Below are 12,626 nucleotides of genomic sequence, written 5' to 3'. Positions count from 1 at the left end.
AAATGCCTACAAGAGCAAAGGTGAACGACATGTCTCAACCCCTTGCCCTCATTTTTCCCGGGCAAGGCTCTCAGCAGCTTGGAATGCTGCGAGAGCTTGCCGAGCGCTATAGTGTGGTGGGAACGACATTTGAGGAAGCGTCGGATGCTTTGGGCTACGATTTGTGGAAAGTCGTCCAAGAAGGTCCCGAAGAGTCGCTTAATGCAACCGCTTGCACCCAGCCTGCGCTGCTTTCTGCCAGCGTCGCCATTTGGCGTGTGTGGCAAGAGCTGGAAGGGCCGCGGCCGACAGTGATGGCGGGCCATAGCCTAGGCGAATACAGTGCTATGGTGTGCGCAGGCGTCATGAGCTTTGCCGAAGGCGTCAACTTGGTACGTCTGCGCGGAGAAGCCATGCAGGCGGCAGTGCCTGCTGGCGAAGGCGGCATGGCGGCGATCCTGGGCTTGGCAGACGATGCGGTTGAAGCCGCCTGTGAAAAGGCTGCCCAGGGCGACGTTGTTTCAGCGGTCAACTACAATTCCCCAGGGCAAGTGGTGATAGCGGGCTCTAAAGTAGCCGTTGAGCGAGCTATTGTTGCTTGCCAGGAAGCCGGTGCCAGGCGTGCCATGGCATTGCCGGTTTCCGTGCCTTCGCACTGTGCATTGATGCGCCCTGCGGCCGAGCGCCTGGCAGAGGCGATACAAACTATCGAGCTGCGGGCGCCGCGCTACAGTGTCATCCAAAACGTCGATGCCCAGGCCCATGCCGATACCGCGACATTGAGCACGCGGCTAGTCGAGCAGCTCTATCAGCCGGTGCGTTGGAGCGCCTGTGTTGAAGCCATGGCGGATCAAGGCGTGGAGGTGTTCATTGAGTGCGGGCCAGGAAAGGTGTTGACTGGCCTCAATAAGCGTATCGTGAAGGGTAGCAAGGGATTGGCGGTGAATGATCCTGACAGTCTGGAAGCCGCGCTTGAGCTGGCGCGTGAAACCTTGGCTGATAAGGCGTGACCAAGAGAGATTGCAATCCACTATCCTTGCTTGATTACACGGTTAGAGGCAGAACGTTATGACACAAGAGAGTAGAGTTGCCCTGGTAACAGGGGCGAGTCGTGGTATTGGTCAGGCCATTGCTCGCGAGCTAGGTCGCCAGGGCCGTATCGTCATTGGCACCGCGACCAGTGAGTCTGGCGCTGAAAAAATTGATGCCGATTTGAAAGAGCACGGCATTGAAGGGGCAGGTCTATGTCTTAACGTGACCGACCAGGCCAGTATCGATAGCGTATTGAAAACGATTACTGAGCGCTTTGGTGCGCCGACTATTTTGGTCAACAACGCGGGTATCACGCGTGATAATCTGCTGATGCGCATGAAAGAAGATGAGTGGGATTCCGTCATGGATACCAATCTGAAATCTGTCTATCGTGTTAGCAAGGCGTGTTTACGGGGTATGACCAAGGCGCGGTTTGGGCGTATTGTGTCGATTAGTTCTGTAGTGGCAACCATGGGCAACCTGGGCCAAACTAACTATGCTGCAGCTAAGGCCGGTATGGAAGGTTTTAGCCGCGCGCTAGCGCGTGAGGTCTCCTCTCGTGCGATTACGGTTAACGCAGTGGCACCGGGCTTTATTGCGACTGATATGACCGAAGCGCTACCTGAAGCACAGCACGAAATGCTGCTTAAGCAAATTCCGCTGGCCCGTTTAGGGGCGCCGGAAGAGATCGCCGCAGCAGTGGGTTTTTTGACCAGTGATGCAGCCGGTTATATCACTGGCGAGACGCTTCACGTGAATGGCGGCATGAATATGCGTTGATGGCCTTGGGCTTGGCGGTTGCGTCTACCCAAGGGCGTCTATAAACTACCCCGCAGCTTTTGGCTTGCGGTTTCCAAATAGCTGGTTATCAAAAACGGCTAATGTGAACGACTGGAGTACGTTAATGAGTACTATTGAAGAGCGCGTTAAGAAAGTTGTAGCAGAGCGCCTGAACGTTAAAGAAGAAGACATCCAAAACAGCTCTTCTTTTACAGAAGACTTGGGTGCTGATTCGCTCGACACCGTTGAGCTGGTCATGGCTTTGGAAGAGGAATTCGATACTGAAATTCCCGATGAAGAAGCTGAGAAGATCACCACGGTTCAAGAAGCCATCGATTACGTGAACGCCCACCAGTAAGGGCTGCGTCGATGCATCGAACCAGGGTGGGGTGCTAGCCACCCGCCTTAAAAGCCGTCCTTTTCCAGGACGGCTTTTTTGCTTTGCTGCCACAATGCTTATAACGTTCAATCTCCGTTATACTGTTGACCAAATTTAAGCAGCAAATGACCCAAGTGGGTCGCGTCACCATGGATGCCTGGAGGAAAGCTGATGGCACGGAAAAGGGTAGTGGTAACTGGGTTAGGCCTGGTGACCCCAGTGGGTAATAGCGTTGATGAGTCGTGGGCCAACATTGTGGCCGGTAAAAGCGGTATTACGCCTATTGAGCATTTCGACACCAGCGGTTTTAACACTCGTTTTGGTGGGTCGATCAAAAACTTTGATATTAGCCCGTATCTGAATCTTAAAGATGCCCGCAAGATGGATCTGTTTATTCAGTACGGAATGGCGGCGGGCGCCCAAGCGGTAGAAGATTCGGGGATTGAGTGCAGCGAAGAGAATGCCGATCGCATCGGTGTGGCTATCGGCTCAGGCATTGGTGGCCTACCCATGATTGAGCATAACCACAACGCACTCAACAAAGGTGGCGCTCGCAAGATATCGCCATTCTTCGTGCCGGGCTCTATCATCAATATGATTTCGGGCAATATGGCGATTCAGCACGGCTTCAGAGGCCCGAACATTGCCATTACGACTGCCTGCACCACCGGTACTCATAATATTGGTTATAGCGCACGCACCATCGCCTATGGCGATGCGGACGTGATGATCTGTGGTGGGGCTGAAATGGCCACCACGCCGCTGGGCCTGGGTGGTTTTTCTGCGGCTCGCGCGCTCTCTACGCGTAATGACGATCCACAAGCGGCAAGCCGCCCTTGGGATACCGACCGTGATGGTTTCGTGTTATCCGATGGTGCCGGTGTGCTGGTGCTTGAGGAGTATGAGCACGCCAAGGCGCGGGGTGCCAATATCTACGCCGAGCTGGTGGGCTTTGGTATGAGCGATGATGCTTATCACATGACTTCACCGCCGGAAGATGGACGTGGTGCAGCGCTCTCCATGCGCAATGCGATTAAAGATGCCCAGGTTGACGTTTCTTCGGTTCACTACATCAACGCCCATGGTACCTCCACTGCGGCAGGCGATCTGGCCGAAAGTCGTGCCATTGAGAACGTCTTGGGTGGCGCTGCAAGCAGCGTGGCAGTGAGCTCCACCAAATCGATGATTGGCCACCTGTTGGGCGCCGCCGGTGCGGTAGAGGCGGTGTTTAGTATTCTGGCTATTCGTGATCAGGTCGCGCCGCCCACGATTAATCTGGATAACCCGCAGGAAGGCTGCAATCTGGACTATGTGCCGCATACTGCGAGGGATATGCGCATTGATATGGCGCTTTCAAATTCCTTCGGTTTTGGTGGTACCAACGGCTCGCTGCTATTTAAGAAGGTGTAGTTAGCGATGCTGACGCCTACGTTATGTGATGATCAATCTGTACCGTTTGATGATCGTGGGCTGGCGTATGGTGATGGTCTGTTTGAAACGGTGCTATTGCGGGCGGGAAAGCCTATGCTGTGGCGCTATCATAAGGAGCGCCTGGCACAAGGCTGTCATCGGCTTGGGCTACCGCTACCCTGCCAGGAGGCCCTTGACGCCACCTGGCAAGGCGATCCCACTGCTGAGTTCGAAGTGCTTAAGCTGATACTGACCCGAGGCAGCGGCGGGCGTGGCTATGCCCAGCCCGATCAGATCACGCCGCGGCTGCTCAGTCGTCGAACGCCGTTTCAACCGTCGGTTAAGCGCTGGCAGGAAGGCGTGACAGTGCGGCTTTGCGATTTGCGGCTGGCCCGTCAGCCTCGGTTGGCAGGTATCAAGCACCTAAATCGACTGGAAAACGTACTGGCCCGCCAAGAGTGGGTCGATGCCACTATTGCCGAAGGATTGCTCGCCGACAGTGAAGGCCTTGTGGTAGAAGCCACCAGTATGAATGTTTTTTGGCAACAGGCGGGGGAAGTGTTAACGCCTCTGCTTGACCAGTGCGGCGTGGCTGGCACGTTGCGTGCTGCATTGCTTGACCAAGGTGCCGCCGCTCAGGCGTCGCTGACGCTTCATCAACTTGTTGATGTCGAGCGGCTATGGGTGGCCAACTCTGTTCAGGGTGTATGGCCTGTTACCACCTTGCTTGCCGCGGATGGTTCACTGCTGCAGCGCTGGCCTCTGAGTCAGCCTGACCCGTTCCAGCGTTTGGCACATCAGCTATTGGGCGTTGTTTAAACGCCAGTGTTTAGATATCGCTCTGCAATTTTTTAGAGGTGTCATGGTGAAACGGTTATTAACCGCTTTATTGGTGTTAGTAGTGGTTGGGGCTGCAAGTGCAGCAGGCGGTTATGTCTATTGGCAGAGCCGATTAGAGGCACCGCTAGCGCTCGATGAGCCAATGCTTTACCAAGTGCCCTCTGGTGCGGGCTTTAATCAGGTCGTGGCGCAATTGGAAGAGCAGGGCGTGCTGGAGGATGCTTGGGCGTTTCGCTTGCTAGCGCGGGTCGAGCCGGAACGCGTGCCGCAACTGCGTACCGGCGAGTATCAGCTATTGCCGAATATGAGCGGTCTGGAAATGATGGCACTGCTGGGTAGCAATAAGGTGGTTACCTACTCGCTGACCATTCCTGAGGGGTGGTCTTTTCGGCAGATGCGCGAATTACTCAATGCGGCGCCGAAACTCGACCACCGCACGGCGGAGTTGAGCGATGCAGAGGTGATGACGTTACTCGATCGAGAAGGCACCTTTCCCGAGGGCTGGTTCTTTCCCGATACCTATCGCTATCATCTGGGTATGAGCGATGTCGATATCCTGCGCCAGTCATTGGAGCGGATGGAGCGCATTTTGGAAGAGGTGTGGGAGGAGCGCGCGGACGACCTAACCATTGACTCCCCCTACGAAGCGCTGATTATGGCCTCCTTGATCGAGCGGGAAACCGGTGCGCCCGAGGAGCGGCGCGAAATTGCCGGTGTGTTCAAGCGCCGCATGGAGCAGGGCATGCGCCTGCAAACCGATCCGACGATTATTTACGGTATGGGGGAGCGTTATGAAGGGCGAATTACCCGCGCCGATATTCGCGAGGCCACGCCCTATAACACTTACGTCATTGACGGCATACCGCCCACGCCGATTGCCATGCCTGGGCGTGCCTCCTTGGAGGCAGCGGTGAATCCACTGCCTGGCGAAACGCTCTATTTCGTTTCCCGTGGCGATGGCACGCACCATTTCTCGCGTACGCTGCGGGAGCATAACAATGCCGTTAATCGCTATATCCGCAATCGCTAATCGCCATGACACATCACCCATGATTGATGACCACTGTAAGGGAGCATGATGAGTAAGCGTGGACGCTTCATTACGCTGGAAGGCGGCGAAGGTGTGGGTAAATCCACCAATGTGGGCTTTGTGGCCGAGTGTTTGGAGGCCCAGGGGTTGGAAGTGGTGCGTACCCGCGAGCCGGGCGGCACCGTTCGTGGTGAAGCTATTCGCGCACTGTTACTGGATCCTGTCCCCCAAGAGCCGCTACATGTCGACGCTGAGCTGCTGCTAATGTTCGCCGCGCGAGCGCAGCACTTGGCGGAAAAAATACTCCCCGCCTTGGCAAGAGGGGCGTGGGTAGTGTGTGATCGCTTTACCGATGCCACCTTTGCCTATCAGGGCGGGGGGCGGGGCATTGCCAAGGAGCGTATCACCGTGCTGGAGAATTTTGTTCAGCAGGGGCTCTCTCCCGATTTAACCCTACTGCTCGATATGCCCAAAGAGGCTGCAAGACAACGCTTAGAGTCGCGCCTGCGTGATCGCCATGAGCAGCTTGATCGTTTTGAACAGGAGCAGGCTGACTTTTTCCAGGCTGTGCGGGATGGCTATTTGGCACGAGCGGAAGAAGCGCCCGAGCGCTTTGCGGTGATCGATGCACAATACACACTGGATAAGGTACAAAGCCAAATCCGACAAGTCCTATTAACAAAGGTCGCGGCATGGCGTTAACCGGCGTAATGCCGTGGCACCAAGCCACCTGGCAGCATTTGACCCGCTTGGCTGATGGTGGACGGATGCCCCACGCGTTGTTAATTCACGGCGCCCACGGCGTGGGTAAGCAGCAGTTAGCGGAGGCGTTAATTGCCCGAACGCTATGCGCCTCGCCCGCTGATCAAGCCTGTGGCCATTGCCATAGCTGCTCGATGCTGGAATCGGGCTATCACCCGGATCTGCTGCGGGTTTCACCAGAAGAGGGAAAGCGCCAAATCCGCATTGACCCTATCCGCGAGGTTAATCGCTTTGTGTCGCAAACGGCTCAGCAGGGCGGTTATCGAGTGATTGTGGTTTCCCCCGCCGAGGCAATGAACGTTGCCGCCGCCAATGCGCTGCTCAAAAGCCTTGAAGAGCCCGGTGACAAAACCCTGTTTATTCTGCTTTCCGACGTGCCGTCGCGGATGCTGGCGACGATCCGTTCGCGCTGTCAGCAGTGGTCACTACCCAGCGTTGCCTTTGAGGCGTGTCGTGGTTGGTTGATTGAGCAATTGGGCAGCACTGACGAAGCCTACTTCTGGTGGCAGGTAGCGGGTGGGCTACCACTGCTCGCCGTGGAGCTGGCAGCGCCCGAAGAGCGCGCTTTACGCCATCAAATTCACGACAGTTTCGAACAGCTGGTGCGCGGGGCCGAGCCCGTTTCAGAGGCGGCCCGTCTGGATCGCCAGGCGATTGATGCCATCTTGTGGTACGGTATCGCCTGGCTGGAAGACCTGATTCGTCTAGGTTTGTCTGGGGAGGCGGCGGTGTTGCATAACCCTGATTTAGAACCGCTCTACCGCCAGGCGGTGAAAAATGGTCGTGTTCAGGATTGGTTTCGCCTGCTTGATTATGCCCGCGAGCAGCGACGGTTGTTGGCGGTGGGGGCAAACCCCAATCCTCAGCTAGTGCTTGAAGCATGGCTGGTGCGCTGGGCGGCGCTGCTGCGTTCATAGTGGTGTTTATTCAATCCCCCACGGCTGTTCAAAACAGTGCAGCGAGGTCGTCATGGCAGCTCAGAAAGCGCTCTCTCTTACCGTTCCGGATGTTCCGACACTGCTTTCCGCGTATATGCCTTTTCTGGATCGCGGGGGGATTTTTGTACCTACTCAAACCCCTTACGCACTTGGCCAGCAAGTGTTTTTGCTGCTTACGCTGCCGGGTGAAAGCGAGCGCCTTTCAATTACCGGCCAGGTGGTGTGGGTATCTCCAGAGGGGGTGAGTGGCCGCCGTATGCCAGGCATTGGCCTTCACTTCAGCCAGCAGGACTATCCCGTGCGTGACCGCATTGAGGCGCTGCTTGCCGGTCAATTAGATAAAGCAGCTCCATCGTTCACGCTCTGAATGCCATTTTTCTGATCCAGTCGTTATGGCCTATCTGTTTTGACCTATTTGTTGAGAACCGTATGTTTGTTGATTCACACTGTCACTTAGATCGTTTATCCGACCAGACCCATGGGGGCGATATTGCCGCCACTTTGGCCGCCGCCCGCGCTGCCCATGTCAGCCAATTTCTTGCTGTAGCGGTTACCCTAGAAGACATGCCGCAGCTTGCGGCCATTTCACGCGAACATCACGATGTGGCGATTTCCGCTGGTTTGCACCCCCTGCACCACAGTGAGAATGAACCCAGCGTTGCCGATATAAAAGACACCGCTGAGCAGTATGGTGCGGTGGCGATCGGCGAAACTGGCCTGGATTACCACTATCGCGACAGCGTACCTATCGAGATTCAGCACGAGCGCTTTAAGCGTCACTTAATCGCCGCGCGTGAGTTAGAACTGCCGGTGATTATTCATACCCGCGAAGCCAAAGAGGAAACCTTGGCCTTACTACGTGAATATAGCGACCCGCGAGTGGGCGGTGTATTACACTGTTTTACTGAAGACTTGGCGATGGCCCGTGAAGCGGTGCGGCTGGGTTTTTATATCTCGCTGTCGGGCATTATTACTTTTCGAAACGCCGCTCCGCTGCGTGAACTTGCCCGTCAACTGCCGCTGGATCGCCTGCTGATTGAGACCGATAGCCCTTATCTAGCACCCGTTCCTCATCGCGGCAAGCCCAATGAGCCCGCGTGGGTGGTGCAAGTAGCTGAGTGCATCGCCAAGGAGCGAGGTATCAGTGTCGATGAAGTGGCCATGCAGACGACCGCTAACTTTTATCAGCTTTTTCGTGCCGCCGCTCCCGATGCCCCGGAACACGTTAAAGAGGCGTTGGCCCACTCAGGGCTTCTATAGCCTGAAGTGCCTTGAATACGCTCAAGCGAGGTGGGTGAGATGAATATTGATCGATTGCTGCAGCAAGGTAATGGAGATGAAGGGCGCACTGGCGCTATTCCTCCACTCGATGAGTGGCAGCCTGCGCTCTCTGGCGATATGAACATCATCATTCACGCCGATGGTAGTTGGTCGCACGAAGGCCAGCCGTTTGCCCGCCCCAAGGTGACACGCCTATTGGCAACGCTGCTGCGCCTGGATGACGAGGGTTACTGCCTGGTTACGCCGGTAGAGCGCTGGCGAATAAAGGTCGAAGACCTGCCGTTGGTGGTGGTAGAGGCTGACTTCCGTAACGGTGCCTGGTGGTTTACCACCCAGTTTGACGACGTTGTTCGCTTAGATGCCGAGCATCCGCTCACCGTCACCTCAACCCCCCAAGGCGAGGCGGTGCCACAGCTGCCGGTGCGTTTTGGGCTAGCTGCCCGCTTGCACCGTAATGTCTATTACCAGTTGGTTGAGGCGGCTGAAAGCCGTGATGTGGCCGGTGGCAAGAGTGAACTGGGGCTAACGAGTGCCGGTCAGTGGTTTGCGCTGGGTCAGGTGGATGATGAATTACGTGGCGAGGCGCCGTGAAGTTAACTGCTGAACAGCAAGCTGTTGTTAATCATCAGGCCGGGCATGCGCGCGTGGCAGCGGTGGCCGGGGCAGGCAAAACCACCACCATGGCCGCTAGGGTGCTGCATCTATTGGCCAGCGGTGTACCGCCAAAACGTATTTTAGTGCTGATGTTTAACCGCTCAGCAAAGGATGATTTTCAGCGTCGTTTAGCCGCAATGGCACCTGCCGGGCAGGCATTGCCCGATGTCCGCACCTTCCACTCCCTGGGGCACCGCTTGACTCAAAGCTTCTGCCGCTGGGGGGCGCTAGCGCCGCGCCAGCTATTATCCGCCGATTGGCAATTAGAGAGGCTGCTTCGTCAGGCAAGTATTAATGTACTGCGTGATGCCGTTGAGTGCCGAGATGCTGCTCTGGAAGGGGATCGGCTAGAAACCTTAGCCCACTTTTGCGGCTTGGTTAAAGCAGAAATGATCACCCCAGAGGCGCTCTATGAGCGGCTGAATTTTGATCCAGACACCGACTATTTCCCAGCGGCGTTTGCCGAAGCAGAGAGGCTATTGGAAGCGGAAGGCGTGATGACTTATGCCGATCTGCTTTATCGTCCGCTGTTGGCGCTAGAAGCAGATAGTGCTTTACGTGGTCGCGTCGAAGGGTTCCTCGACCATGTCATTATTGATGAGTATCAGGATATTAACGCCGCACAGCAGCGACTTTTATCCGTGTTGGTGGGCACTCGTGCCGAGGTAATGGCAGTTGGCGATGCCAACCAGTGTATTTACGAGTGGCGCGGTGCCAAGCCCGACACCATGCTGGAAAATTTCGCCGCCACCTTTGGCGAAGCGACCGATTACCCACTATCAACCACCTTCCGGCACGGTCATGCGTTGGCGCTGGCTGCTAACCATGCCATTGCCGCTAACCAGCGGCGTCCTAATCAGCTATGCCTTGCAGCGGCTAATAACCCGGAGACCCGCGTCTCAGTCGGGCAGGGGAGCCGTTTGCTACTTGATGCGTTGATGGACTGGCAGGCTCAGGGGCGAGCGTTTAACGAAGCTAGTTTGCTGGTACGCAGTTGGGCGCTTTCGGTGCCGTTTCAACTGGCGCTGCTACAAGCAGGGATTCCATTTCGGCTTCAGCGCGAGGATCGCTTTGTTTTTCGTCTGCCGTTGGTGCAAGCCTTGGCGGGGTATTTAAAGCTGTCGCGTCGCCCTGATCTTCTGCGCGATCCGCAGCAGCTGTTACTGCTGCTTTCTCAACCAACACCCTTCGTTGCCCGTGAGCGGCTTCAGCGTTTGGCACACCAACTGGCGACTACTCAGCAGTGGCCCGAGCGGCATGACCCCATGCTTACGGCGTTAAAGCCAATCCAGCGGCGCACGCTGAAAAAGCGCTGGCTGCTGCTTTGTGAGCTACCACAGCTGAGTGCATGGCCACCCGCTAAGTTGCTACGCCATGTGGTGGAAAGCATTGATGCTGAAAAAACGCTTAAGCGTGCGGCAGCGCGGCGGGATAAAGGCGAAGAGGATGTACGCTTACTCGACGTGCTGATCGAACAAGCGCAAAGCGTGCAAGACCCGGATGCCTTTATCGAACTTCTTGAGCGCCCGGTAGAAAATCAGGCGGGTGGTGTGCTGATTAGCACTGTGCATGGGGCCAAAGGGCTGGAGTGGCCACTGGTAGCGGTAGCCGGTGTTAACGAAGAAGACTTTCCTCACTATAGCCGCGATAACCCGCTCAGCGATGAGCGGCTTGAGGAGGAGCGGCGGCTCTTCTACGTGGCAATTACCCGCGCCCAGGAGCAGCTATTAGTGCTTCATGATGGGGGCGTGCACCGGCCGAGTCGCTTTATTGCCGAAAGCGCCTGGCAGGATAGCATGCGGGTTGCCTCCTGCTTGGCCAGTACCAGTGCGCCCGCGGCGACCCTGCAAGTGACATCGGTGGGCCTGGTTGAACGCTATCTGGTGCGGCTAGGGCGAGACGACATTGCGCTTGCGCCGGCACAGGTTGATGAGTCCAAAGCGGGTTATTCAGCAGAGGCAAATTTCTACCCTGGTCAACGGCTTCATCACGCGGTATTTGGCGTAGGCGAAGTGGCGGCGGTGGAGGGAAGCGCCAGCGACCCGGTCATTGATGTGCGTTTTGATCAGGCAGGGCGAAGGCGGCTCATTGCCCGCCGCGCACCCATTGAGCTACTCGAAAATGGCTCAACGCTTGCTGGGTAAGTCATTGATTTTCTAATAGTACACACTCTTTCACATTTGAACTCAAATTAAGCTTTAGAGCTGTTTGACTTAGCATCGCCCTGCCGATTTAATACCCACACTTCTACCGAGTTAATACTCAGCAGCTCATAGTATATAACTAATGAAATAGGGAACGAGCATGGTAAGGCAAGTCACTTGGCTTTGCGCCATTTTGATCGTTACCCAAAGCGGCGCCTTGCTTGCTGATAACTCCCTACCTAATCTTGAATTCAATGGTTTTGGCACGCTGGGGGTCGTTCACTCTGACGAGCAAAATGCTGACTTCGTTAATGACCCTTTTGCTTCACAAGGTGCTGGATACAGCCATGATTGGAGCGCAGAAGTTGATAGCCGCTTAGGGCTTCAAGCTACGCTGCATCTCACGCCTAAACTTTCCTCGGTTGTTCAAGTAGTCAGCGAGAAGCGGTATGACGGCTCTTACGCACCTGAGATTGAATGGGCGAATGTTCAATACGACATTACCCCTAATCTTAGTTTCCGCGTTGGGCGTATGGTGCAGAGCTCATTCATGGCTTCTGAACATCGTAAAGTTAATTACGCCACTCCATGGGTGCGGCCTCCGCAAGAAGTTTATCGTCTAATTCCGGTGGCTAATTTTGACGGTGTTGATATGCGCTATCGATACCCAGTAGGGGAGACTACCAATGAATTGCAGTTGAATTTTGGTGGTGGCAGCGTTGATTACTCAACGGGTAGTATCGACGCCAGCGATTCCTGGGGCGTTTCTCACCGTACTCATTGGGGGGATGCCACCCTGTTTGCCAGCTACGGCGAACTGAAAGTAAGCGCAGATGAACTCTCACAATTCTTCGATGTTTACCGCCTCTTTGGTCTACCCGGTGAACAGCTTGCTAGCCGCTACGAAGTTGATGGTAAGCGTACGAGCCTGCTGAGTTTAGGGTTAGGTTATGACCCTGGGTCATGGTTTGTTATGGGCGAGTGGGCACGCTCTTCGTCGCCTTCTCTGTTAGGGGAGAGCGAAGGAGCCTACATGACGTTAGGTTACCGTGTCGCCGAGTGGACACCGTATGTAGGTGTGGCGCGAGCAAAAGTCACCAGCAATACGTCAGAGCCTGGGCTAAATGCTGCCCTGTATCCATCGCCCTTTGCAGAAGGTGCCCAGCTCCTTAACGGGATGTTGAATGAGCTACTATCCAGCGGAATACAGCAAGAAAGCATAACGGTTGGTGCACGCTGGGATTTCAGACCGGGTATGGCTCTTACGGCCCAATATGATCACATCGATATGCGCTCAGGGACATCAGGGGGGCTGATTAATCAACAGCCCGAGTTTACCCCAGGTGGACGTATTAACCTGTTCAGCCTTTCGCTCGACTTTGTGTTTTAAGGAGAGT

General features: G+C 55.6%; 13 protein-coding genes. All 13 read left to right on the top strand.

Annotation, left to right across the window (positions count from 1 at the left end):
• Positions 1-29: 29 nt before the first annotated feature.
• The 13 genes from fabD (at position 30) to HZS52_RS18925 (ending at position 12,619) form a co-directional block, all read left to right on the top strand.
• Positions 30-989, top strand: coding sequence for an ACP S-malonyltransferase (gene fabD, locus HZS52_RS18985; protein WP_022523876.1), 960 nt, complete (start codon positions 30-32; stop codon positions 987-989).
• 58 nt (positions 990-1,047) lie between these two features.
• Entirely contained in the window at positions 1,048-1,791 is a 744-nt protein-coding gene (fabG, locus tag HZS52_RS18980) for a 3-oxoacyl-ACP reductase FabG (protein ID WP_009286414.1), read from the top strand.
• Between the two features lie 124 nt (positions 1,792-1,915).
• Positions 1,916-2,149: an acyl carrier protein gene (gene acpP / locus HZS52_RS18975; protein WP_008956801.1), complete on the top strand. Its 234-nt coding sequence runs from the start codon at positions 1,916-1,918 to the stop codon at positions 2,147-2,149.
• A 192-nt stretch (positions 2,150-2,341) separates the two neighbouring features.
• Positions 2,342-3,580, top strand: a complete 1,239-nt coding sequence (fabF, locus tag HZS52_RS18970) for a beta-ketoacyl-ACP synthase II (protein ID WP_190373393.1) — start codon at positions 2,342-2,344, stop codon at positions 3,578-3,580.
• 6 nt (positions 3,581-3,586) lie between these two features.
• Positions 3,587-4,399 carry an aminodeoxychorismate lyase gene (gene pabC / locus HZS52_RS18965; RefSeq protein WP_190373392.1) on the top strand — a complete coding sequence of 271 codons (813 nt, stop codon included), beginning with the start codon at positions 3,587-3,589 and terminating at the stop codon, positions 4,397-4,399.
• Between the two features lie 43 nt (positions 4,400-4,442).
• Positions 4,443-5,450 carry an endolytic transglycosylase MltG gene (mltG, locus tag HZS52_RS18960; protein ID WP_190373391.1) on the top strand — a complete coding sequence of 336 codons (1,008 nt, stop codon included), beginning with the start codon at positions 4,443-4,445 and terminating at the stop codon, positions 5,448-5,450.
• 48 nt (positions 5,451-5,498) lie between these two features.
• Complete coding sequence (gene tmk, locus HZS52_RS18955; protein WP_190373390.1) at positions 5,499-6,152, top strand: dTMP kinase; 654 nt, start codon at positions 5,499-5,501, stop codon at positions 6,150-6,152.
• Positions 6,143-7,129 carry a DNA polymerase III subunit delta' gene (locus HZS52_RS18950; RefSeq protein ID WP_022523870.1) on the top strand — a complete coding sequence of 329 codons (987 nt, stop codon included), beginning with the start codon at positions 6,143-6,145 and terminating at the stop codon, positions 7,127-7,129. The genes tmk and HZS52_RS18950 overlap by 10 nt, the downstream gene beginning before the upstream one ends.
• A gap of 52 nt (positions 7,130-7,181) precedes the next feature.
• Positions 7,182-7,517, top strand: a complete 336-nt coding sequence (locus HZS52_RS18945; protein ID WP_022523869.1) for a PilZ domain-containing protein — start codon at positions 7,182-7,184, stop codon at positions 7,515-7,517.
• A gap of 62 nt (positions 7,518-7,579) precedes the next feature.
• Complete coding sequence (locus HZS52_RS18940) at positions 7,580-8,410, top strand: TatD family hydrolase (RefSeq protein WP_009286419.1); 831 nt, start codon at positions 7,580-7,582, stop codon at positions 8,408-8,410.
• Between the two features lie 39 nt (positions 8,411-8,449).
• Positions 8,450-9,022: a DUF1285 domain-containing protein gene (locus HZS52_RS18935; RefSeq protein WP_022523868.1), complete on the top strand. Its 573-nt coding sequence runs from the start codon at positions 8,450-8,452 to the stop codon at positions 9,020-9,022.
• Positions 9,019-11,229 (top strand): ATP-dependent helicase, encoded by a 2,211-nt coding sequence (locus HZS52_RS18930; RefSeq protein ID WP_190373389.1) that lies wholly within the window; start codon positions 9,019-9,021, stop codon positions 11,227-11,229. The genes HZS52_RS18935 and HZS52_RS18930 overlap by 4 nt, the downstream gene beginning before the upstream one ends.
• Before the next feature lie 160 nt (positions 11,230-11,389).
• The gene (locus HZS52_RS18925) at positions 11,390-12,619 is read left to right on the top strand and encodes a hypothetical protein (RefSeq protein WP_022523866.1); all 1,230 of its coding nucleotides are present in this window, start codon (positions 11,390-11,392) and stop codon (positions 12,617-12,619) included.
• The last annotated feature ends 7 nt before the right edge of the window (positions 12,620-12,626 follow it).

It is taken from the genome of Vreelandella titanicae, from assembly GCF_014697095.1.
Classification (GTDB): Bacteria; Pseudomonadota; Gammaproteobacteria; order Pseudomonadales; family Halomonadaceae; genus Vreelandella; species Vreelandella titanicae.
Note: the sequence above shows the minus strand (reverse complement) of the source record. Positions and strands in the feature narration are given on the sequence as shown.